Origin of the sequence: Oryzobacter faecalis (genome assembly GCF_046764005.1) — a bacterium.
In the GTDB taxonomy this organism is placed as follows: domain Bacteria; phylum Actinomycetota; class Actinomycetes; order Actinomycetales; family Dermatophilaceae; genus Oryzobacter; species Oryzobacter faecalis.
On the sequence record NZ_JBKOFW010000011.1, the window covers coordinates 68,309 to 89,712 of the forward strand.

Sequence of the window (21,404 nt, forward strand, 5' to 3'; positions counted from 1 at the left end):
CCGCTACAAGATCATCCGTGGCGCCCTCGACACCCAGGGCGTGAAGAACCGTCAGCAGGCCCGCAGCCGCTACGGCGCGAAGAAGGGTAAGGCCTGATGCCTCGCAAGGGACCCGCTCCGAAGCGGCCGCTCGTCGTCGACCCCGTCTACGCCAGCCCCCTGGTGACCTCGCTCGTCAACAAGGTGCTCCTCGACGGCAAGAAGTCGATCGCCGAGACCATCGTCTACGGCGCCCTCGAGGGCTGCCGCGAGAAGACCGGCACCGACCCGGTCCAGACGCTCAAGCGCGCGCTCGACAACATCCGCCCGACCCTCGAGGTCAAGTCCCGCCGCGTCGGCGGTGCGACCTACCAGGTCCCGGTCGAGGTCAAGCCGAACCGCGCGACGACCCTGTCGCTGCGCTGGCTCGTCGGCTACTCGCGCCAGCGTCGCGAGAAGACGATGACCGAGCGCCTCATGAACGAGATCCTCGACGCCTCCAACGGGCTCGGCGCCGCTGTCAAGCGCCGCGAGGACACGCACAAGATGGCCGAGTCGAACAAGGCCTTCGCGCACTACCGCTGGTGACCCGAGTCCCCGGCGCGCCCGCCACGAGCGGGGCGCGCCGGGGGACCGGTCGCTCGCACCGCCGCGCACCCGAAACCGCACACACCGCGAACGAGACGAGAACACGAACGTGGCACAGGACGTCCTGACGGACCTCAACAAGGTCCGCAACATCGGCATCATGGCGCACATCGACGCCGGCAAGACGACGGCGACGGAGCGCATCCTCTTCTACACCGGCGTCAACCGGAAGATGGGCGAGACGCACGACGGCGCCTCGACCACCGACTGGATGGAGCAGGAGAAGGAGCGGGGGATCACCATCACCTCCGCCGCCGTCACCTCCTTCTGGGAGGGGTCGCAGATCAACATCATCGACACCCCCGGCCACGTCGACTTCACCGTCGAGGTCGAGCGCTCCCTGCGCGTCCTCGACGGCGCCGTCGCGGTGTTCGACGGCAAGGAGGGCGTCGAGCCCCAGTCCGAGACCGTCTGGCGCCAGGCCGACAAGTACAACGTCCCCCGCATCTGCTTCGTCAACAAGATGGACAAGCTCGGCGCGGACTTCTACTTCACGGTCGACACCATCAAGGACCGCCTCGGCGCGGAGCCGCTCGTGCTCCAGCTCCCGATCGGCGCCGAGAACGACTTCGTCGGCGTCGTCGACCTCATCTACCGCCGTGCGCTCGTGTGGCCCGGCGACGCCAAGGGTGACGTCACCATGGGCGCGAAGTACGAGATCCAGGAGATCCCGGCCGACCTCGCCGACAAGGTCGAGGAGTACCGCCACCACCTCATCGAGCGCGTCGCCGAGTCCGACGACGCCCTCATGGAGAAGTACCTCGAGGGCGGCGAGCTCAGCCCCGAGGAGATCAAGGCCGGCATCCGCAAGCTGACGATCGCCTCCGAGGTCTACCCGGTCCTGTGCGGCTCGGCGTTCAAGAACCGCGGCGTGCAGCCGATGCTCGACGCCGTCGTCGACTACCTCCCCTCGCCCCTCGACGTCCCCGCCATGGAGGGCCACGCCCCCGGCAACGAGGACGAGAAGGTCGTGCGCCGGCCTAGCAAGGACGAGCCCTTCTCGGCGCTGGCGTTCAAGGTCGCGACGCACCCGTTCTTCGGCACACTCACCTTCATCCGGGTCTACTCCGGCCACATCACCGCGGGTACCCAGGTGCTCAACTCGACCAAGGTGAAGAAGGAGCGCATCGGGAAGCTGTTCCAGATGCACGCCAACAAGGAGAACCCCGTCGGGGACGCCCTCGCGGGCCACATCTACGCCGCCATCGGCCTGAAGGCCACGACCACCGGTGACACCCTGTGTGACATCGACAGCCCGGTCGTCCTCGAGTCGATGACGTTCCCGGAGCCGGTCATCCAGGTCGCCATCGAGCCCAAGACCAAGGGCGACCAGGAGAAGCTCGGCACCGCGATCCAGAAGCTCGCCGAGGAGGACCCGACCTTCCAGGTGCACCTCGACGAGGACACCGGCCAGACGATCATCGCCGGCATGGGCGAGCTCCACCTCGACATCCTCGTCGACCGCATGCGGCGCGAGTTCAAGGTCGAGGCGAACGTCGGCAAGCCGCAGGTCGCCTACCGCGAGACCATCAAGCGCTCGATCGACAAGTACGACTACACCCACAAGAAGCAGACGGGTGGGTCGGGCCAGTTCGCGAAGGTCCAGATCGCGCTCGAGCCGCTCGACACGGCCGAGGGCGAGCTCTACGAGTTCGACAACAAGGTCACGGGTGGTCGCGTCCCGCGCGAGTACATCCCGTCGGTCGACGCCGGCATCCAGGACGCCATGCAGTACGGCGTGCTCGCGGGCTACCCGCTCGTCGGCATCAAGGCCACGCTCCTCGACGGTGCGTACCACGACGTCGACTCCTCGGAGATGGCGTTCAAGATCGCCGGCTCCATGGCGCTCAAGGAGGCCGTCCGCAAGTGCGAGCCGGTCCTCCTCGAGCCGATGATGGCCGTCGAGGTCCGCACGCCCGAGGACTACATGGGCGACGTCATCGGCGACATCAACTCCCGCCGTGGCCACATCCAGGCCATGGAGGACATCAGCGGAGCCAAGGTCGTCCGCGGCCTCGTCCCGCTGTCGGAGATGTTCGGGTACGTCGGTGACCTCCGGTCCAAGACCCAGGGTCGCGCGAACTACTCGATGGAGTTCGACTCCTACGCCGAGGTCCCCAAGTCGGTGGCCGAGGAGATCGTCAAGAAGACGCGAGGCGAGTGACCGCTAGACTGGTCGCTGGTCTCGATCCGAGAAGCATTCCAACCAACCCCCGAAGACGACGCCACGTCCTGCCCGGTCGTAAAGGCGTTTCACCAGAAGAGTCCTGAGGAGGACATCAAGTGGCGAAGGCAAAGTTCGAGCGGACCAAGCCGCACGTCAACATCGGCACCATCGGTCACATCGACCACGGTAAGACGACGCTGACGGCTGCGATCTCCAAGGTCCTGCACGACAAGTACCCGGACCTGAACCCGCAGTTCGCGTTCGAGGACATCGACAAGGCGCCCGAGGAGAAGCAGCGCGGTATCACCATCTCCATCGCGCACATCGAGTACCAGACCGAGGGCCGGCACTACGCCCACGTCGACTGCCCGGGTCACGCCGACTACGTGAAGAACATGATCACGGGTGCGGCGCAGATGGACGGCGCGATCCTCGTGGTCGCCGCCACCGACGGCCCGATGCCGCAGACGAAGGAGCACGTCCTCCTGGCCCGCCAGGTCGGCGTCCCCTACATCGTCGTCGCGCTGAACAAGGCCGACATGGTCGACGACGAGGAGATCCTCGAGCTCGTCGAGATGGAGGTCCGTGAGCTCCTCTCGGACTACGAGTTCCCGGGCGACGACCTGCCGGTCGTCAAGGTCTCGGCGCTCAAGGCCCTCGAGGGCGACGCCGAGTGGGGCCAGACCGTCCTCGACCTCATGGACGCCGTCGACACCTACATCCCCGAGCCGGAGCGCGAGACGGACAAGCCGTTCCTCATGCCCGTCGAGGACGTCTTCACGATCACCGGTCGTGGCACCGTCGTCACCGGTCGCATCGAGCGCGGCATCCTCAAGGTCAACGAGGAGGTCGAGATCGTCGGCATCCACACCGGCCCGCCGACCAAGACCACCGCCACCGGCATCGAGATGTTCCGCAAGCTCCTCGACGAGGGTCGCGCGGGCGAGAACGTCGGCCTGCTCCTCCGCGGCATCAAGCGCGAGGACGTCGAGCGCGGCCAGGTCGTCGTCAAGCCGGGGTCGATCACCCCGCACACCGAGTTCGACGCGAACGTCTACATCCTGTCCAAGGACGAGGGTGGCCGTCACACGCCGTTCTACGACAACTACCGTCCGCAGTTCTACTTCCGGACCACCGACGTCACCGGCGTCGTGCACCTCCCCGAGGGCACCGAGATGGTCATGCCCGGTGACAACACCGAGATGTCCGTCGAGCTCATCCAGCCGATCGCCATGGAGGAGGGCCTGCGCTTCGCCATCCGCGAGGGCGGCCGCACCGTCGGCGCCGGCCGGGTCACCAAGATCAACAAGTGACCTGACGCCGGGTCGCCCCGGCAGCCTGTCGAAGGGCCCGCACCCCCAGCAGGGGGTGCGGGCCCTTCGCCGTCGTCAGGTGGTGGCGGCGAGCCACTCCTCCCGGGTCAGCTCGGCGAGCCACTCGCCCTCCTCGGCGCCGGGGAGGGGGTCGTCCCACTCGCGGTGCTCGATGCCGGTGTGCCGCAGCCCGATCTTCGCCATGACGGCGCGGCTCGCGAGGTTGACGGCCATCGTCTCGGCCACGACCCGGTCCAGGCCGACCGTGCCGAACCCGTGGTCGAGGACGGCCCGCGCGCCCTCGGTGGCCAGCCCGCGGCCCCACGCCCACGGGTGCAGGCGCCACCCGATCTCGCCCAGCCCCGGTCCCTCCGGGGTGAGCAGCCACCAGCCGACGAAGCGGCCGTGCTCGAGGCCGACCCAGTAGCCCAGGCCCATCGCGTCGTGCGCCGGGTCGAGCCGGGCGAACGTGCGGTCACGGACGTCGTCGGCGGTGCGCGGGCGGTCGAGGAAGCGCATGACCTCGGGGTCCGCGTCGAGGGCCTCGAGGTCGGGGAGGTCGTCCCACGTGAGCGGGCGCAGGACGAGGCGGTCGGTCTCGAGGACCGGACGTCCGCGCGGCGGGCGGCGGGGGGTCATGCCGGGGACGCTACGCCAAGAGGAGCGGGACCTCCCGGTCCTGCACGGCCCGGCTGCGGCGTGCAGGGGGTGGGCCGTTGACGGCCACCGGGCGCAGTGCTTGGGTCGGACCGTGGCCCGAACCCGTGAGGCCGACTACCTCGTCGTCGGCGCCGGCGCGACCGGGATGGCGTTCACCGACGCGCTCGTCACCCGTGCCGACGTCCGGGTCGTCGTCGTCGACCGGCGCGAGGGCCCGGGCGGCCACTGGCGGGCGGCCTACCCCTTCGTCCGGCTGCACCAGGCGTCGCAGTTCTACGGCGTGGCCTCGACGATGCTCGGCAGTGGGGCGGTCCAGACCGAGGGCCCCGAGGCGGGCCTGCACCAGCGGGCCGACCGCGCGACGATCTGCGCCTACTACGACGACGTGCTGGCGCGGCACGTGGACTCCGGGAGGGTCGAGCTGCTCGCCGGGCACGAGCACGTCGGAGGGGGCCGCGTCCGGTCGCTGTCGACCGGGGAGACGGTCCAGGTCACCGGGCGAGCCGCACCCGTCCGGCTGGTCGACGCGCGCTACCGCTCGCCGGTGATCCCCGCCGAGAGCGAGCGCCGCTACGCCGTCGCCGACGACGCCCGGGTCGTCCCGGTCAACGCGCTCGCCGACGTCGCCGACGCCCCGCACGCCGCCGTCCTCGGCTCGGGCAAGACGGCGACCGACGCGATCGTCCACCTGCTCGGCCGGGGCATGGATCCCGACGCCATCACCTGGGTCCGACCGCGCGAGCCGTGGATGCTCGACCGCGCCCGGATCCAGCCCGACCCGGCCATCTTCCTCGCGATGGTCGCCGACCTCATGGACGCCGCGTCGCGCGCCGTCACCCTCGACCGGCTCTTCGAGGACCTCGAGGAGTCGGGGACCATGCTCCGTATCGACCGTTCGCGGACCCCGACGATGGCGAAGGCGCCCACCCTCGGCCGGTGGGAGCTCGACCTGCTCCGCAGTGTCGAGCACGTCGTCCGCCTCGGCCACGTCCGGTCCGCCCACCGTGACCGTCTCGAGCTCGACGACGGCGCCGTGTCGCTCCCGCCGGGTGCCGTCGTCGTCGACTGCGCGGCCGACGGGCTCCCGGACCGACCGACCGTCCCGGTGTGGACGCCGGAGGTGATCACCCCGCAGCCGATCCGTGCCGGCTTCCCGTGCTTCGGTGCGGCGCTGGTCGGCCACGTGGAGGGCTCGGGCCGCGAGGACGCCGAGAAGAACCGGCTGTGCGCACCCACCGAGTTCGGCAACTCGCTGCGCCAGTGGGCGCGGATGACCGTCGACGGTGCGCGGAGCTCGGCGGTGTTCATGGCGGCCCCGGACATCGCCGCATGGGTCGCGTCCAACCCGCTCAACCCCTCGAGGGTGGCACCCTCCGACGCCGGCCGGCCCGAGGTCCGGGCCGCGCTCGACCGGGTCCGGGAGCACAGCCCCGCCGGCATCGCCCGCCTCGACGCCCTGGCGCGCGGGGAGGACCTCGCGCCGTAGGGGACGATGGGCGTCGTGCCCCTCAAGGACGTCCTCGCCGCCACCGCCGTCATGGTCATCTGGGGCGCGAACTTCGTCGTCATCGACTGGGGTCTGCAGGACGTCCCGCCGCTCGTGTTCGTCGCGCTGCGCTTCGCCGTGGTCCTCCTCGCCCTCCCGTTCGTCCCGCGCCCGGACGCGCCGCTGCACCGCGTCCTCCTCGTGGGTGCGGCCATGAGCCTGGGCCAGTTCGGCCTCCTCTACACCTCGCTCGCCGTGGGGATGCCGCCCGGTCTGGCCTCGCTCGTCCTGCAGCTCCAGGCGGTCGTCACCGTCGTCGTCGCGGCGGCCGTCCTCGCCGAGCGCCCGGCGCTGTTCCAGTGGGTCGGCGTGGGCCTGGGACTGGTCGGCCTCGGTGTCGTCGCCCTCGGACGTGGGGGAGCCGTGCCGCTCGTCGCGCTCGTCCTGTGCGTCGGGGCCGCGGTCTCGTGGGCCACCGGCAACGTCCTCGTCCGCCGCCTCGGGGTCCCCGGTGGGCTGGGCCTCGTCGTCTGGTCGGCGCTCGTCGTGCCCCTTCCCCTCCTCGGTCTGTCCCTCCTCGTCGACGGACCGGCCGCCGTGGGGCACGCCCTCACCCACCTCGGCGCCGCCGCCTGGCTGTCGACCGCGTACACGGCGGTGCTCGCCTCCTTCGTGGGGTACGGCATCTGGAACCGGCTGCTCGAGCGCCACCCCGCGTCGGAGGTCGCCCCGTTCACGCTCCTCGTCCCACCCGTCGGCCTCCTCGCCGCGTGGCTCGTCACGGGGGAGCGGCTCACCCCGACCGCGCTCGCCGGCGGTGCGCTGCTCGTCGCCGGCGTCGTCCTCGTCACGCTCGGTCGCCGCCTCGGCCTCAGGTGGCGGCGACGGGCCGGACGCTCGGAGCCGGGCGACGCACCGGTGGGGGAGCCCACGGGCAACGGGTCGGTGGCGGGCGGGGTGCGCAACGGCTGAGGTGGGTAGGGACGGGGGTGGAGCGGTGAGCCTCGCGCGCCCACCGCCGGTCCGTACCCGTCCCGACCCCGTCCCGACCCTGAGGAGCCCGGTGCCCGAGTCCGACGTCATCGCCGGCCGCTACCGCACCCTGCGCCCCATCGGTGCCGGGGGCATGGGAGTCGTGTGGCTGGCCCACGACGAGCGACTCGGCCGGGACGTCGCCGTCAAGCGCCTGCACGCGCGCGCCACCGCTGCCGACGAGGACGCGCGCGTCGCCTCCCAGCGCGCGCTGCGCGAGGCCCGGATCACCGCCCGGCTGCACCACCCGCACGCGGTCGGGGTCTTCGACGTCGTCGAGCACGAGGGACAGCCGTGCCTCGTCATGGAGTACGTCCCCTCGACGAGCCTGGCCGAGCTCGCGGCCACCGCGGGCGGGCCCGACGTGGCGGAGGTGGCCCGGATCGGGGCCGAGGTCGCCTCGGCGCTCGCGGCGGCGCACGAGCTGGGCATCGTCCACCGCGACGTCAAGCCCGCGAACGTCCTCATCGCCCCCGACGGCACCGCGAGGATCAGCGACTTTGGGATCGCCCACGCGCTCGGGGACGCCTCGCTCACCTCGACCGGCCTCGTCACCGGGACCCCGGCCTACCTGGCCCCGGAGGTCGCCCGGGGCGAGCGCTCCACGCCCGCCTCCGACGTCTTCTCCCTCGGCGCGACGCTCTACACCGTCCTCGAGGGCGAGCCCCCGTTCGGCACCCACGAGAACGCGATGGCGGTGCTGCACCGCGTCGCCTCGGGGCACGTCCGGGCCCCCCGGGCCTCGGGGCGGCTGACCCCCCTGCTGACCGACATGCTGGCTCCCTCACCGGCCGCGCGGCCGGCGATGGCCGAGGTCGCCGCCGCGCTGTCCGACGTCGCCGCGCTCGCCGCCGCGGCGGACCCGGCCGCCGACGGGCCCGCCGCGGCCGCCGGGGTCGCTGCCGCGACCGTCCCGGTGGAGGAGGGCGACCTGCTGGCGGGCTTCCGGGAGGAGGGGCCCGCGACCACCGCTCCCGAGGTCCCGGTGCGGCGCCGCCGCGGCAGGCTGCTGGTCGTCCTGGCGTCCCTCCTGGTCGCCGCCGGCGTCTGGGCCCTGGTGGCCCAGCGCGCCGACGAGCCGCGGGCCTCGGGGCCGACGAGCACGCCGGCCCCCACGAGGTCCTCGCCCGCCGTGTCGCCGACGACGTCCCCGCCCACGTCGCCCACCGCGACCGCCACCCCTTCGCCGACGCCCTCGCCCAGCCGCACGCCCGCGCGTTCGCCCGACCCCTCGGGCGGGGCGCCCAGCGCCGGCCAGCTGAGCACGGCGCTGCGCGACTACTACGCCCTCCTCCCGGGCGACGTCGACGCCGGCTACGCGCTGCTCACCGACCGCTACCGCCGCACGACCGCGGGCAGCCGCGCCTCGTACGCCGCCTTCTGGTCCGACATCGAGCGGGTCCGGGTGTCACGCGTGGGCGCCACCGCCCCCGACGCCGTCACGGCGACCCTCACCTACGACTTCGCGGACGGCCGCACCGTGGTCGAGCGGACGTCCTACCGGCTCGTCCGCGACGACGGGGTGCTCAAGATCGACCGGTCGTCCGTGCTGTCCAGCACCGGGGGCTGATGCCGGGGCCGCGACGCGCCACGGTCCGGGAGGTGCCGCCCGCCTGAGCCGCCCGGGTGTATCGCCCGATTTGGAGGGCCGTGCCGACCTCTGGCACACTGTTCAGGTTGCTTGGCGCGTGCCGGAACCCGAAGTCGGGGGTCGGCGCCCACCGCGACGAGGTCACGAACCGCCGGATGGTCGGCGGGGCGGCTCGGTTCGCGAAGAGTCAGGCCCCGGTCCCACCTGGGACAACTCGATCCTCCGGTCGCGATGCGGGAAACCGCGCCGCTCCGGGTGCGGAGCAAGGGCGACACGCCCGACCGCGGGGGTCGGAGGTCCGCACCTGGGACCGGCACAAGACAGATGGACGGCGAGAGAGAGACGGAACGTCAGATGGCGGGACAGAAGATCCGCATCCGCTTGAAGTCGTATGACCACGAGGTCATCGACAGCTCGGCGCGCAAGATCGTGGACACGGTCACCCGTGCCGGCGCGACCGTGGTCGGCCCCGTGCCGCTGCCGACGGAGAAGAACGTCTTCTGCGTCATCCGGTCGCCCCACAAGTACAAGGACAGCCGCGAGCACTTCGAGATGCGCACCCACAAGCGCCTCATCGACATCATCGACCCGACGCCGAAGGCCGTCGACTCGCTGATGCGTCTCGACCTCCCGGCTGACGTCAACATCGAGATCAAGCTCTGAGGCTGACGACATGACCACCACTGCCACCAAGACCCAGAAGGGCCTGCTCGGCACCAAGCTCGGGATGACCCAGGTGTGGGACGAGACGAACCGTCTCGTGCCCGTCACCGTCATCCAGGCCGGCCCCAACGTCGTGACCCAGGTCCGCGACGCCGACACCGACGGCTACGCCGCCGTCCAGCTCGGCTACGGCGCGATCGACCCGCGCAAGGTCACCAAGCCGCTCACCGGCCACTTCGACAAGGCCGGCGTCACCCCGCGCCGCTTCCTCATCGAGGTGCGTACCGCCGACGCCGCCGAGTACACCCTCGGCCAGGAGGTCGGCCCGGACACCTTCGAGGTCGGCCAGGAGGTCGACGTCACCGGCCGCACCAAGGGCAAGGGCTTCGCGGGCGTCATGAAGCGTCACGGCTTCAAGGGCGTCTCGGCCTCCCACGGTGCGCACCGCAACCACCGCAAGCCCGGCTCGATCGGCGGGTGTGCCACCCCCGGTCGCGTCTTCAAGGGCATGCGCATGGCCGGCCGCATGGGCGGCGTGCGCCAGACCACCCAGAACCTCACGATCCACGCCGTGGACGCGGAGAAGGGCCTGCTGCTCGTCAAGGGTGCCGTTCCCGGCCCCCGCGGCGCGGTCGTCCTCGTGCGCTCGGCTGCGAAGGGGGCGTGACCCGCATGGCCACCAAGACCCTGAAGGTCGAGCTCCCCGCGGAGATCTTCGACGTCCAGACCAACGTCCCGCTGATCCACCAGGTCGTCGTCGGCCAGCTCGCGGCCGCGCGCCAGGGCACGCACGCGACGAAGACCCGTGGTGAGGTCCGTGGTGGCGGTCGCAAGCCGTACCGCCAGAAGGGCACCGGGCGCGCCCGCCAGGGCTCGACCCGCGCGCCGCAGTTCGCCGGCGGTGGCACCGTCCACGGCCCGCAGCCGCGCGACTACGCCCAGCGGACCCCCAAGAAGATGAAGGCCGCCGCCCTGCGCGGTGCCCTCTCCGACCGGGCCCGCCACGACCGCGTTCACGTCGTCGAGTCGATCGCCACCGGCGACGCGCCGTCGACCAAGGACGCCAAGGCGCTGTTCGCCGGCCTGACCGAGCGCAAGAACCTGCTCGTCGTGCTCGACCGCACCGACCTCGTGTCGCTGAAGTCGGTCCGCAACCTCGCGGACGTGCACGTCCTGGCCGTCGACCAGCTCAACACCTACGACGTGCTCTGCGCCGACGACGTGGTGTTCACCAAGGCCGCGTTCGAGACCTTCACGGGCACCGAGGTCGCCGCGGAGAAGCCGGCCAAGAAGGCTCCGGCCAAGAAGGCCGCCGCCAAGGCTGATGGGGAGGACGAGAAGTGAGCCAGGGCAAGAACCCCCGCGACATCCTGATCGCGCCGGTCGTGTCCGAGAAGTCGTACGGGCTCCTCGACGAGGGCAAGTACACCTTCGTCGTCGACCCGCGCTCGAACAAGACCGAGATCAAGATCGCCGTCGAGCAGGTGTTCGGCGTCAAGGTCGACTCCGTCCACACGCTGAACCGCAAGGGCAAGGCCCGTCGCACGCGGTTCGGCATCGGCAGGCGCAAGGACACCAAGCGCGCGATCGTCACCCTCCGCGAGGGCTCGATCGACATCTTCGGCAGCGCCGGCGCCTGAGGAAGCTGAGGACTGACACACCATGGGTATTCGTAAGTACAAGCCGACGACGCCGGGGCGTCGCGGGTCGAGCGTGGCCGACTTCGTCGAGGTCACCCGCTCCACCCCCGAGAAGTCCCTCGTCCGCCCGCTGACCAAGAGCGGTGGCCGCAACAACAACGGCCGCATCACCACCCGTCACATCGGTGGTGGCCACAAGCGTGCGTACCGCGTCATCGACTTCCGTCGCCACGACAAGGACGGCATCCCGGCGAAGGTCGCTCACATCGAGTACGACCCCAACCGCACCGCCCGCATCGCGCTGCTGCACTACGCCGACGGCGAGAAGCGCTACATCCTGGCCCCCAAGGGCCTCGAGCAGGGCATGCCGGTCGAGAACGGCCCCTCGGCCGACATCAAGCCCGGCAACAGCCTGCCGCTGCGCAACATCCCGACCGGTACGGTCATCCACGCCGTCGAGCTCAAGCCCGGTGGTGGTGCGAAGATCGCCCGCTCGGCCGGTGTCCGCGTGCAGCTCGTCGCCAAGGACGGCCCCTACGCGCAGCTGCGCATGCCGTCCGGTGAGATCCGCAACGTCGACGTGCGCTGCCGCGCCACCGTCGGCGAGGTCGGCAACGCCGAGCAGTCGAACATCAACTGGGGCAAGGCCGGCCGCATGCGCTGGAAGGGCAAGCGCCCGACCGTCCGCGGTGTCGTGATGAACCCCGTCGACCACCCGCACGGTGGTGGTGAGGGCCGCACCAGCGGTGGCCGCCACCCGGTGTCGCCCTGGGGCAAGCCCGAGGGTCGTACCCGCCGTCCCGGCAAGCCGAGCGACAAGCTCATCGTCCGTCGCCGGCGTACCGGCAAGAAGCGCTGAGGAGCCTGACACATGCCTCGTAGCCTGAAGAAGGGCCCCTTCATCGACGACCACCTCCAGAAGAAGGTGGACGTCCAGAACGAAGCGGGTACCAAGAACGTCATCAAGACCTGGTCGCGCCGGTCGGTCATCTCGCCCGACATGCTCGGCCACACCCTCGCCGTGCACGACGGCCGCAAGCACGTCCCGGTGTTCGTCACCGAGGCGATGGTCGGCCACAAGCTCGGCGAGTTCGCACCGACCCGCACCTTCAAGGGTCACGTGAAGGACGACAAGAAGGGGCGTCGTCGCTGATGTCCGAGAACAGCACCCTCGAGGCGCGGGCGATCGCCCGTCACGTCCGGGTCGCGCCGATGAAGGCGCGCCGGGTCGTCGACCTCATCCGCGGCAAGAACGCCGTGGAGGCCGTGTCGGTCCTGCGCTTCGCCCCGCAGAGCGCGGCCGAGCCGGTCCGCAAGGTCCTCGAGTCCGCCATCGCCAACGCGCGGGTCAAGGCCGACCAGGTCGCCGAGCGCTTCGACGAGCGCGAGCTCGTCGTCTCCTCGGCCATGGTCGACGAGGGCCCCACCATGAAGCGTTTCCGTCCGCGGGCCCAGGGCCGCGCCGGTCGGATCAACAAGCGCACGAGCCACATCACCGTGGTCGTCGCCCCCAAGCCCACCAAGAACGGAGGCACTCGCTGATGGGCCAGAAGGTCAACCCGCACGGCTTCCGTCTCGGGATCACGACGGAGCACAAGAGCCGCTGGTTCGCCGACTCCACCAAGGAGGGTCAGCGCTACCGCGACTACGTCAAGGAGGACGTGGCGATCCGCAAGCTCATGTCCGAGGGCATGGACCGCGCCGGTATCGCCCGCGTCGACATCGAGCGCACGCGTGACCGCGTCCGCGTCGACATCCACACGGCACGTCCCGGCATCGTCATCGGCCGCCGCGGCGCCGAGGCCGACCGCATCCGCGGCGAGCTCGAGAAGCTCACCGGCAAGCAGGTCCAGCTGAACATCCTCGAGGTCAAGAACCCCGAGCAGGAGGCCCAGCTCGTCGCGCAGGGCATCGCCGAGCAGCTGAGCGCCCGCGTCTCGTTCCGCCGCGCCATGCGCAAGGGCATGCAGTCCGCCACCCGCGCCGGCGCCAAGGGCATCCGCGTCCAGGTCTCCGGTCGCCTCGGCGGCGCCGAGATGAGCCGCACCGAGTTCTACCGCGAGGGTCGCGTCCCGCTGCACACCCTCCGCGCGAACATCGACTACGGCTTCTACGAGGCCAAGACCACCTTCGGTCGCATCGGCGTCAAGGTGTGGATCTACAAGGGCGACCTCACCGCGCGTGAGCTCGCGGCCCAGCAGGCCACCGCGCCGCGCCAGGGCCGTGGCCCGCGTCGTGACGGCGCCGACCGTCCGGCTCGCGCCCGCCGCACCGATGCCCCGGCCCAGGCCGAGGGCACCGTCGAGGCGCCGGCCGCTGCCAGCACCGAGGAGTCCTGACCATGCTGATTCCCCGTCGAGTCAAGCACCGCAAGCAGCACCACCCGGGTCGCTCGGGCGCTGCCAAGGGCGGTACGACCATCGCGTTCGGCGACTACGGCATCCAGGCCCTCGAGCCCGCCTACGTCACCAACCGCCAGATCGAGTCCGCGCGTATCGCGATGACCCGATACATCAAGCGTGGCGGAAAGGTCTGGATCAACATCTACCCGGACCGCCCGCTGACCAAGAAGCCGGCCGAGACCCGCATGGGCTCCGGTAAGGGTTCGCCCGAGTGGTGGATCGCCAACGTCAAGCCGGGTCGTGTCATGTTCGAGCTCTCCGGTGTGCCGGAGGACGTCGCACGCGAGGCCATGCGCCTCGCGATGCACAAGCTGCCGATGAAGTGCCGCTTCGTCCGGCGTGAGGGTGGTGACTTCTGATGGCAGTCGGTTCCAAGGACCTGACCTCCAAGGAGCTGCGTGGCCTCGACGACGACCGTCTCGTCGACGAGCTCCGCAAGGCCAAGGAGGAGCTGTTCAACCTCCGGTTCCAGTCGGCCACGGGCCAGCTGGACAACCACGGGCGGCTGCGCGCCGTCCGCAAGGACATCGCCCGCATCTACACCGAGATGCGCGAGCGTGAGCTCGGCATCGGTGCGAAGGGTGAGGCCAAGTGAGCACGACGAAGAAGGATGAGACCGTGACCGACGCCGTCGCGCGCAACGACCGCAAGACCCGCCAGGGCTACGTCGTCAGCGACAAGATGGACAAGACCGTCGTCGTCGAGGTCGAGGACCGCGTCAAGCACGCGCTCTACGGCAAGGTCATGCGCCGCTCGACCAAGGTCAAGGCGCACGACGAGGCCAACGCTGCCGGCGTCGGCGACCGTGTCCTCATCATGGAGACCCGCCCGCTCAGCGCCACCAAGCGCTGGCGCGTCGTGGAGATCCTCGAGAAGGCCAAGTAAGCCCCGGTTCGGCCAGGCTCCGCTGCCTCGCGGCGGAGAACCAGCACGACGTATAGGAGATAAGACAAGTGATCCAGCAGGAGTCGCGACTGCGCGTCGCCGACAACACCGGTGCCAAGGAGATCCTGTGCATCCGTGTTCTCGGCGGCTCGGGTCGCCGGTATGCCGGCATCGGCGACACCATCGTCGCCACCGTCAAGGACGCCATCCCCGGCGGCAACGTCAAGAAGGGTGACGTCGTCAAGGCGGTCGTCGTCCGCACCAAGAAGGAGCGTCGCCGCGCCGACGGTTCCTACATCAAGTTCGACGAGAACGCCGCCGTCATCCTCAAGAACGACGGCGACCCGCGTGGCACCCGCATCTTCGGCCCCGTGGGCCGCGAGCTGCGCGAGAAGCGCTTCATGAAGATCATCAGCCTCGCCCCGGAGGTGCTCTGAGCCATGGCGTCGATGAAGATCAAGAAGGGCGACACCGTCCACGTGCTGTCCGGCAAGGACAAGGGCCAGACCGGCAAGGTCATCGCGGTCAACCGTGAGACCGGTCGCGTCACCGTCGAGGGTGTCAACCGCGTCACGCGGCACACCAAGGCCGGCCAGTCCTCGCGCGGCAGCCGCACCGGCGGGCTCGTCGTCCAGGAGGCGCCGATCCACGTGAGCAACGTGGCCGTCGTCGACCCGTCGGACAAGAAGCCGACCCGGATCAAGACCCGCGTCGAGACCGTCGAGCGTGACGGGCGCCAGAAGGCGACCCGCGTCCGCGTCGGCGCGCGCTCGGGCAAGGACCTGTGAGAGAGATGGCAGACACCGCAACGAAGCCGCGCCTGAAGGCGCGTTACCAGGACGAGATCAAGGGCGCCCTGCTCGAGCAGTTCGGTTACGCGAACGTCATGCAGGTCCCCGGTGTCGTCAAGGTCGTCGTCAACATGGGTGTCGGTGACGCCGCCAAGGACAGCAAGCTCATCGAGGGTGCCGTCCGCGACCTCACCGCCATCACCGGCCAGAAGCCGGTCGTGACCAAGGCCCGCAAGTCGATCGCCCAGTTCAAGCTGCGCGAGGGGATGCCGATCGGCACCCACGCGACGCTGCGCGGTGACCGCATGTGGGAGTTCCTCGACCGCCTCGTGTCCGTCGCCCTCCCGCGCATCCGTGACTTCCGCGGCCTGTCGCCGAAGCAGTTCGACGGTCGCGGCAACTACACCTTCGGCCTCACGGAGCAGTCGATGTTCCACGAGATCGACCAGGACCGGATCGACCGCGTCCGCGGGATGGACATCACGGTCGTCACGACCGCGACGAACGACGACGAGGGGCGCGCGCTGCTCAAGGCGCTCGGCTTCCCGTTCAAGGAGAACTGAGCACATGGCGAAGACTGCCCTTGTCAACAAGGCGAACAAGAAGCCGAAGTTCGCGGTCCGCGGGTACACGCGGTGCCAGCGCTGCGGCCGCCCGCACTCGGTGTACCGCAAGTTCGGCCTGTGCCGGATCTGCCTGCGGGAGATGGCCCACCGCGGCGAGCTCCCCGGTGTGACCAAGTCCAGCTGGTGAGCAGCGGGGGGCGGTCGGCGCCCGCGCCGGCCCTCCCCACCCGCCGCTCCACGCGGCACCCCCAGGAAAACAACCAGACCATCTACAGCGCAGGTCCGCCCGGCCCCGGCCGGGAGGAAACCGCACTGAGAGAGGGCGGAGAAGCCCAATGACCATGACCGACCCGATCGCGGACATGCTGACCCGCGTCCGGAACGCCAACTCGGCGCACAAGGACGCAGTCTCCATGCCGTTCTCGAAGCTCAAGAGCCACATCGCGGAGATCCTCGAGGCCGAGGGCTACATCGCGGGCTGGACCGTCGAGGACGCCGAGGTGGGCAAGACGCTCACCATCAACCTCAAGTACGGCCCCAACCGTGAGCGCTCGATCGCCGGCGTCCGCCGCGTGTCGAAGCCCGGCCTTCGCGTCTACGCCAAGTCCACCAACCTGCCCAAGGTTCTCGGTGGCCTCGGTGTCGCGATCATCTCGACGTCGTCCGGCCTGCTGACCGATCGTCAGGCCGCCAACAAGGGTGTGGGTGGGGAAGTCCTCGCCTACATCTGGTAAGGGGTAGCAGCCATGTCCCGCATCGGACGTCTCCCCGTCACCGTGCCCTCGGGCGTCGACGTCTCCGTCGACGGCCGGACCGTGAAGGTCAAGGGCCCCAAGGGCGAGCTCAGCCACGTCGTGGCCGAGCCGATCACCGTCGAGACCAACGACGGCGTCCTCGAGGTCAAGCGCCCCGACGACGCGCGTGAGTCGCGCTCGCTCCACGGCCTGACCCGCTCGCTCATCAACAACATGGTGCTCGGCGTCACCGAGGGCTACGAGAAGAAGCTCGAGATCCACGGCACCGGGTACCGCGTGCTCGCCAAGGGCTCCAACCTCGAGTTCGCCCTCGGCTACTCGCACTCCATCACCGTCGAGCCGCCGGCCGGCATCACCTTCGCGGTGGAGAACCAGACCCGGTTCTCGGTCCAGGGCATCGACAAGCAGCTCGTCGGCGAGGTCGCCGCGAACATCCGCAAGCTCCGCAAGCCCGACCCGTACAAGGGCAAGGGTGTCCGCTACGCGGGCGAGCAGATCCGCCGCAAGGTCGGAAAGGCTGGTAAGTAAGCCATGGCACTGATCGTCAAGCGCAGCAAGGGCAAGAGCGCCGCGCGCGGTCGTCGTCACTTCCGCGTCCGCAAGCAGGTCGCCGGTACGGCCGGGCGTCCCCGCCTCGTCGTGTCGCGGTCCGCGCGCCACGTCTTCGTCCAGGTCGTCGACGACACCGTCGGCAGGACGGTCGCGTCCGCCTCGACGATGGAGGCCGACGTCCGCACCTTCGACGGTGACAAGACCGCCAAGGCCAAGAAGGTGGGCGAGCTCGTCGCCGAGCGCGCGAAGAAGGCCGGCGTCGACGCCGTCGTCTTCGACCGCGGCGGCAACAAGTACCACGGTCGCGTCGCCGCCATCGCGGACGGCGCTCGGGAAGGCGGGCTGTCGCTGTGACCCACGCCAACCAGACCACCACTGTCGAGATGAGGAACATCTGATGCCAGGACCCCAGCGTCGAGGCACCGGGACCGCCGGCACCGCCGAGCGCGGAGAGCGCCGTGGCGACCGTCGCGACGACCGTCGTGGCGGCCGTGACTCCCGGGATGCCGAGAAGAGCCAGTACCTCGAGCGCGTCGTGACCATCAACCGCGTCGCGAAGGTCGTCAAGGGTGGCCGTCGCTTCAGCTTCACCGCCCTCGTCGTCGTCGGCGACGGTGACGGCACCGTGGGCGTCGGCTACGGCAAGGCCAAGGAGGTGCCCGCGGCGATCGCCAAGGGTGTCGAGGAGGCGAAGAAGCAGTTCTTCAAGGTCCCCCGCATCCAGGGCACGATCCCGCACCCCGTCCAGGGTGAGGCCGCCGCCGGTGTCGTCATGCTCCGCCCCGCCAGCCCCGGTACCGGTGTCATCGCCGGTGGCCCGGTCCGCGCGGTGCTCGAGTGCGCCGGCATCCACGACGTGCTGTCCAAGAGCCTCGGCTCGGACAACGCGATCAACATCGTCCACGCGACGGTCGAGGCCCTCAAGGGCCTCGAGCGTCCGGAGGCCGTCGCGGCTCGCCGTGGCCTCCCCGTGGACCAGGTCGCCCCCGCGGCGATGCTCCGGGCGCAGGCCGCCGGCATCGCCGAGGCGAAGGCGGGTGCGTGATGGCGCGGCTGAAGGTGACCCAGACCCGTTCGGAGATCGGTGGGAAGCAGAACCAGCGTGACACGCTGCGCTCCCTCGGTCTGAAGCGCATCGGCGACGTCGTCGTCAAGGAGGACCGTCCCGAGATCCGCGGGATGGTCCGGACGGTGACGCACCTCGTCGCCGTCGAGGAGGTTGAGTGATCATGGCCGACACCAAGAAGGCCGCTGCCAAGGCGGCGTCCGAGGGCGCCGCGGCGCTGAAGGTGCACCACCTGCGCCCGGCACCGGGTGCGAAGTCCGCCAAGATCCGCGTGGGTCGTGGTGAGGGTGGCAAGCGTGGCAAGACCGCCGGTCGCGGTACCAAGGGCACCAAGGCCCGGTACCAGGTGCCGGAGGGCTTCCAGGGCGGGACCACCCCGCTGCACATGCGGTTCCCGAAGCTGCGCGGCTTCAAGAACCCGTTCAAGACCGAGTACCAGGTCGTGAACCTCGACTGGCTCGCCACGCACTACCCCCAGGGTGGCGACGTGAGCATCGAGGACCTCGTGGCCAAGGGTGCGGTCCGCGACGGCGAGCTCGTCAAGGTGCTCGGCACCGGCGAGATCGCGGTGGCCGTCAACGTCACGGCCAACGCGTTCTCCGCGAGCGCCAAGCAGAAGATCGAGGCGGCGGGCGGCTCGGCGACGACCGCCTGACCACCCCTCATGACCACACGCCGCAGGGCCTGGTCCCGGGAGACCTCGGGAACCGGCCCTGCGGCGTGTGTCGTTCGGCCCTCGGTGACGGCAGCCGCCGCACCGACGGGTATCTTGTGACGGTTCGTTGACGACCGCGGCCCCACCCATCCGGCCGCACCCCTGGAGGACCTGTGCTCACCGCATTCGGCCGCGCGTTCAAGACGCCCGACCTGCGCAGGAAGCTGCTCTTCACGCTCGGCATCATCGTGGTCTACCGCCTCGGCGCCCACGTGCCCACCCCGGGCGTGAGCTACCCGCTCGTCCAGCGCTGCATCGAGGGCGCCGACAACAGCAACGGGCTCCTCGGGCTGGTCAACCTCTTCAGCGGCGGGGCACTGCTCCAGCTGTCGATCTTCGCGCTGGGGATCATGCCGTACATCACGGCGAGCATCATCGTCCAGCTGCTCACGGTCGTCATCCCGCGGTTCGAGGCCCTCAAGAAGGAGGGCCAGGCCGGGCAGTCGAAGATGACGCAGTACACGCGCTACCTCACGATCGCGCTGGCGGTCCTGCAGAGCTCGACGCTCATCACCTTCGCGCAGAACCCGCAGACGCTCTTCGGCAACCCCGCGTGCACGAACATCCTGTCCGACAACTCCGTCGTCACGATCCTCATCATGGTCCTCACGATGACGGCGGGAACCGGCATGATCATGTGGCTCGGTGAGCTCGTCACCGACAAGGGCGTCGGCAACGGGATGTCGCTCCTCATCTTCGTCTCGATCGCCTCGGGCTTCCCCGGCTCGCTGTGGGCGATCCAGCAGCGCTCGGGCTGGACCGTCTTCCTCGGGATCATCCTCATGGGCTTCGCCGTGATCGCCCTCGTGGTCTTCGTCGAGCAGAGCCAGCGGCGCATCCCCGTCCAGTACGCCAAGCGGATGGTCGGCCGCCGGGTCTACGGCGGCACCTCCACGTACATCCCGCTCAAGGTCAACATGGCCGGTGTCATCCCGGTGATCTTCGCCAGCTCGCTCATCGCGCTGCCCACCCTCGTGGCCCAGTTCAACACCAGCGCCGACGGCAACAACCCCGGCTGGGTCGACTGGATCAACGCCAACCTCGTCACCGGCGACAAGCCGCTCTACATGGCCCTGTACATCGGGCTCATCCTGTTCTTCACGTTCTTCTACGTGTCGATCACGTTCAACCCCACCGAGGTCGCCGACAACATGAAGAAGTACGGCGGCTTCATCCCGGGTATCCGCGCCGGGCGACCCACGGCCGAGTACCTCAACTACGTCCTGACCCGGATCACGGTGCCCGGCGCGATCTACCTCGCGCTCATCTCGCTCATCCCGCTCATCGCGCTGGTCCTCGTCGACGCCAACCAGAACTTCCCGTTCGGTGGCACCTCGATCCTCATCATCGTGGGCGTCGGCCTCGAGACGGTGAAGCAGATCGAGGCCCAGCTGCAGCAGCGTCACTACGAAGGGTTCCTCCGCTGATGCGACTGCTCATCCTCGGCCCGCCGGGTGCCGGCAAGGGCACCCAGGCGGCCCGGATCGCCGAGCACCTCGGCATCCCGGCGATCTCGACCGGGGACATCTTCCGCGCGAACATCAAGAACGAGACCGAGCTGGGCCTGCAGGTCAAGGACATCCTGGCCTCGGGTGGCTACGTCAGCGACGAGGTCACCAACGCCATCGTCGAGGACCGGCTCGCGCAGGAGGACGCCTCGAGCGGTTTCCTCCTCGACGGCTACCCCCGGACCCTGGCCCAGGTCGACGCGCTCGACGCGATGCTCGACGGCCACCCGCTCGACCGGGTGCTCGAGCTCACCGTCGACGAGGACGCCGTCGTCGCCCGGCTGCTGAAGCGAGCCGAGGTCGAGGGTCGCTCCGACGACTCGGACGAGGTCATTCGTGAGCGGATGGCCATCTACCACCGCGAGACCAGGCCGCTGTCCGACACCTACCGCGACCGGGGCATCCTCGTCGAGGTCGACGGCCTCGGCGAGGTCGACGAGGTCACCGCACGGATCCTCGCGGCGCTGTCCTGAGCGCCGACCGCAGCAGCATCTCGAACGGCCCCCGTCGCCTCGCGCGACGGGGGCCGTTCGGCGTCTCCGGGCGAGTGGAACCCACTGCGCGGCAGCCGATTTGGTCTTCGCCGAGGACGTCGTCTAGTGTTCTCGACGTCAGCCCGCGAGGGCGGAACGGACGCCAAGCGGCCAGCTCCTCCGGGAGCCGGCCCCAAGCAGGCCGGGCCCCAGGTTGGCACCCACCGTCCCGGTTTGGGACCGGCTCCCGAGGCTGGTAAGGTGGGGTCCCCGCCGAGATCCAAGCGCGATCGAGACCGGTGACCGCGAGAGCGGGCCGGATTTGACGCCCAAGCGTGGACGCGGGTACGTTCGACCGGTTGCCTTCTGGGAGACCGGAAGAGCACAGGACAGCAACACAAGCCCCGACGACGTGCTCGGAGACGAGCAGGTGGTTGGTGCGCGTCCGATCCTTGAGAACTCAACAGCGTGTCAAAAATCGATGCCAATACCTCGTCGCATCTTCTGCCTGG

At 70.0% G+C, this 21,404-nt stretch carries 30 protein-coding genes and 1 pseudogene; 30 read left to right on the forward strand and 1 reads right to left on the reverse strand.

Features of this window, described 5'->3' with window-relative positions; translation table 11 throughout:
• From ACK8HX_RS16045 to tuf, 4 genes and pseudogenes are all read left to right on the forward strand, one after another.
• Nucleotides 1-97, forward strand: a pseudogene (locus tag ACK8HX_RS16045) (30S ribosomal protein S12); the annotation flags it as partial.
• A complete protein-coding gene (gene rpsG / locus ACK8HX_RS16050; protein WP_411941726.1) occupies nt 97-567 on the forward strand; it encodes a 30S ribosomal protein S7 in 471 nt (156 codons plus the stop codon). The pseudogene ACK8HX_RS16045 and the gene rpsG, both read left to right, overlap by 1 nt.
• Before the next feature lie 109 nt (nt 568-676).
• Entirely contained in the window at nt 677-2,791 is a 2,115-nt protein-coding gene (gene fusA / locus ACK8HX_RS16055; RefSeq protein WP_411941727.1) for an elongation factor G, read from the forward strand.
• 119 nt (nt 2,792-2,910) lie between these two features.
• Nucleotides 2,911-4,107: an elongation factor Tu gene (gene tuf / locus ACK8HX_RS16060; RefSeq protein ID WP_411941728.1), complete on the forward strand. Its 1,197-nt coding sequence runs from the start codon at nt 2,911-2,913 to the stop codon at nt 4,105-4,107.
• A gap of 75 nt (nt 4,108-4,182) precedes the next feature.
• On the opposite strand, the gene ACK8HX_RS16065 is transcribed toward tuf, so the two are convergent.
• Nucleotides 4,183-4,746 carry a GNAT family N-acetyltransferase gene (locus ACK8HX_RS16065; RefSeq protein WP_411941729.1) on the reverse strand — a complete coding sequence of 188 codons (564 nt, stop codon included), beginning with the start codon at nt 4,744-4,746 and terminating at the stop codon, nt 4,183-4,185.
• Between the two features lie 112 nt (nt 4,747-4,858).
• On the opposite strand from ACK8HX_RS16065, the gene ACK8HX_RS16070 reads away from it, so the two are divergent.
• The 26 genes from ACK8HX_RS16070 to ACK8HX_RS16195 all read left to right on the forward strand — a co-directional run bounded on the left by ACK8HX_RS16070 (nt 4,859) and on the right by ACK8HX_RS16195 (nt 20,892).
• Nucleotides 4,859-6,253, forward strand: a complete 1,395-nt coding sequence (locus ACK8HX_RS16070; protein WP_411941730.1) for an NAD(P)-binding protein — start codon at nt 4,859-4,861, stop codon at nt 6,251-6,253.
• A gap of 6 nt (nt 6,254-6,259) precedes the next feature.
• Nucleotides 6,260-7,225, forward strand: a complete 966-nt coding sequence (locus ACK8HX_RS16075; protein WP_411941731.1) for an EamA family transporter — start codon at nt 6,260-6,262, stop codon at nt 7,223-7,225.
• Between the two features lie 91 nt (nt 7,226-7,316).
• The gene (locus tag ACK8HX_RS16080) at nt 7,317-8,855 is read left to right on the forward strand and encodes a serine/threonine-protein kinase (protein WP_411941732.1); all 1,539 of its coding nucleotides are present in this window, start codon (nt 7,317-7,319) and stop codon (nt 8,853-8,855) included.
• A gap of 375 nt (nt 8,856-9,230) precedes the next feature.
• Nucleotides 9,231-9,539 (forward strand): 30S ribosomal protein S10, encoded by a 309-nt coding sequence (gene rpsJ / locus ACK8HX_RS16085; protein ID WP_012867945.1) that lies wholly within the window; start codon nt 9,231-9,233, stop codon nt 9,537-9,539.
• Between the two features lie 10 nt (nt 9,540-9,549).
• The gene (gene rplC / locus ACK8HX_RS16090) at nt 9,550-10,206 is read left to right on the forward strand and encodes a 50S ribosomal protein L3 (RefSeq protein ID WP_411941733.1); all 657 of its coding nucleotides are present in this window, start codon (nt 9,550-9,552) and stop codon (nt 10,204-10,206) included.
• A 5-nt stretch (nt 10,207-10,211) separates the two neighbouring features.
• On the forward strand, nt 10,212-10,883 hold the full coding sequence (gene rplD, locus ACK8HX_RS16095) for a 50S ribosomal protein L4 (protein WP_411941734.1): 672 nt from the start codon (nt 10,212-10,214) through the stop codon (nt 10,881-10,883).
• Complete coding sequence (rplW, locus tag ACK8HX_RS16100) at nt 10,880-11,179, forward strand: 50S ribosomal protein L23 (protein WP_411941735.1); 300 nt, start codon at nt 10,880-10,882, stop codon at nt 11,177-11,179. The genes rplD and rplW overlap by 4 nt, the downstream gene beginning before the upstream one ends.
• 22 nt (nt 11,180-11,201) lie before the next feature.
• Complete coding sequence (gene rplB / locus ACK8HX_RS16105; protein WP_411941736.1) at nt 11,202-12,038, forward strand: 50S ribosomal protein L2; 837 nt, start codon at nt 11,202-11,204, stop codon at nt 12,036-12,038.
• A gap of 12 nt (nt 12,039-12,050) precedes the next feature.
• The gene (gene rpsS, locus ACK8HX_RS16110; RefSeq protein WP_055815489.1) at nt 12,051-12,332 is read left to right on the forward strand and encodes a 30S ribosomal protein S19; all 282 of its coding nucleotides are present in this window, start codon (nt 12,051-12,053) and stop codon (nt 12,330-12,332) included.
• Nucleotides 12,332-12,721 carry a 50S ribosomal protein L22 gene (gene rplV / locus ACK8HX_RS16115; protein ID WP_411941737.1) on the forward strand — a complete coding sequence of 130 codons (390 nt, stop codon included), beginning with the start codon at nt 12,332-12,334 and terminating at the stop codon, nt 12,719-12,721. Before rpsS ends, rplV begins: the two co-directional genes overlap by 1 nt.
• Entirely contained in the window at nt 12,721-13,518 is a 798-nt protein-coding gene (gene rpsC, locus ACK8HX_RS16120) for a 30S ribosomal protein S3 (protein WP_411941738.1), read from the forward strand. Before rplV ends, rpsC begins: the two co-directional genes overlap by 1 nt.
• Before the next feature lie 2 nt (nt 13,519-13,520).
• Nucleotides 13,521-13,940: a 50S ribosomal protein L16 gene (gene rplP / locus ACK8HX_RS16125; protein ID WP_411941739.1), complete on the forward strand. Its 420-nt coding sequence runs from the start codon at nt 13,521-13,523 to the stop codon at nt 13,938-13,940.
• Entirely contained in the window at nt 13,940-14,176 is a 237-nt protein-coding gene (gene rpmC, locus ACK8HX_RS16130) for a 50S ribosomal protein L29 (RefSeq protein ID WP_411941740.1), read from the forward strand. The genes rplP and rpmC overlap by 1 nt, the downstream gene beginning before the upstream one ends.
• Before the next feature lie 23 nt (nt 14,177-14,199).
• Nucleotides 14,200-14,466, forward strand: coding sequence for a 30S ribosomal protein S17 (gene rpsQ, locus ACK8HX_RS16135; protein WP_411941741.1), 267 nt, complete (start codon nt 14,200-14,202; stop codon nt 14,464-14,466).
• A gap of 68 nt (nt 14,467-14,534) precedes the next feature.
• On the forward strand, nt 14,535-14,903 hold the full coding sequence (gene rplN / locus ACK8HX_RS16140) for a 50S ribosomal protein L14 (protein ID WP_392543034.1): 369 nt from the start codon (nt 14,535-14,537) through the stop codon (nt 14,901-14,903).
• A 3-nt stretch (nt 14,904-14,906) separates the two neighbouring features.
• Nucleotides 14,907-15,254 (forward strand): 50S ribosomal protein L24, encoded by a 348-nt coding sequence (gene rplX / locus ACK8HX_RS16145; protein ID WP_411941742.1) that lies wholly within the window; start codon nt 14,907-14,909, stop codon nt 15,252-15,254.
• Nucleotides 15,255-15,259: 5 nt separating this feature from the next.
• Nucleotides 15,260-15,820, forward strand: coding sequence for a 50S ribosomal protein L5 (gene rplE, locus ACK8HX_RS16150; protein ID WP_411941743.1), 561 nt, complete (start codon nt 15,260-15,262; stop codon nt 15,818-15,820).
• 4 nt (nt 15,821-15,824) lie between these two features.
• The gene (locus ACK8HX_RS16155; protein WP_145229691.1) at nt 15,825-16,010 is read left to right on the forward strand and encodes a type Z 30S ribosomal protein S14; all 186 of its coding nucleotides are present in this window, start codon (nt 15,825-15,827) and stop codon (nt 16,008-16,010) included.
• 148 nt (nt 16,011-16,158) lie between these two features.
• On the forward strand, nt 16,159-16,557 hold the full coding sequence (gene rpsH / locus ACK8HX_RS16160; protein WP_411941744.1) for a 30S ribosomal protein S8: 399 nt from the start codon (nt 16,159-16,161) through the stop codon (nt 16,555-16,557).
• Between the two features lie 12 nt (nt 16,558-16,569).
• Complete coding sequence (gene rplF, locus ACK8HX_RS16165; RefSeq protein ID WP_411941745.1) at nt 16,570-17,106, forward strand: 50S ribosomal protein L6; 537 nt, start codon at nt 16,570-16,572, stop codon at nt 17,104-17,106.
• A gap of 3 nt (nt 17,107-17,109) precedes the next feature.
• Nucleotides 17,110-17,484, forward strand: a complete 375-nt coding sequence (gene rplR / locus ACK8HX_RS16170) for a 50S ribosomal protein L18 (RefSeq protein WP_411941746.1) — start codon at nt 17,110-17,112, stop codon at nt 17,482-17,484.
• A gap of 43 nt (nt 17,485-17,527) precedes the next feature.
• Nucleotides 17,528-18,175, forward strand: a complete 648-nt coding sequence (rpsE, locus tag ACK8HX_RS16175) for a 30S ribosomal protein S5 (protein ID WP_411941747.1) — start codon at nt 17,528-17,530, stop codon at nt 18,173-18,175.
• Nucleotides 18,175-18,357, forward strand: a complete 183-nt coding sequence (gene rpmD / locus ACK8HX_RS16180) for a 50S ribosomal protein L30 (protein WP_345206138.1) — start codon at nt 18,175-18,177, stop codon at nt 18,355-18,357. The genes rpsE and rpmD overlap by 1 nt, the downstream gene beginning before the upstream one ends.
• Before the next feature lie 2 nt (nt 18,358-18,359).
• Nucleotides 18,360-18,851, forward strand: coding sequence for a 50S ribosomal protein L15 (gene rplO / locus ACK8HX_RS16185; protein ID WP_411941748.1), 492 nt, complete (start codon nt 18,360-18,362; stop codon nt 18,849-18,851).
• Nucleotides 18,852-19,024: 173 nt separating this feature from the next.
• Nucleotides 19,025-20,338 carry a preprotein translocase subunit SecY gene (secY, locus tag ACK8HX_RS16190; protein ID WP_411941749.1) on the forward strand — a complete coding sequence of 438 codons (1,314 nt, stop codon included), beginning with the start codon at nt 19,025-19,027 and terminating at the stop codon, nt 20,336-20,338.
• A complete protein-coding gene (locus ACK8HX_RS16195) occupies nt 20,338-20,892 on the forward strand; it encodes an adenylate kinase (RefSeq protein WP_411941750.1) in 555 nt (184 codons plus the stop codon). The genes secY and ACK8HX_RS16195 overlap by 1 nt, the downstream gene beginning before the upstream one ends.
• Nucleotides 20,893-21,404 lie beyond the last annotated feature (512 nt).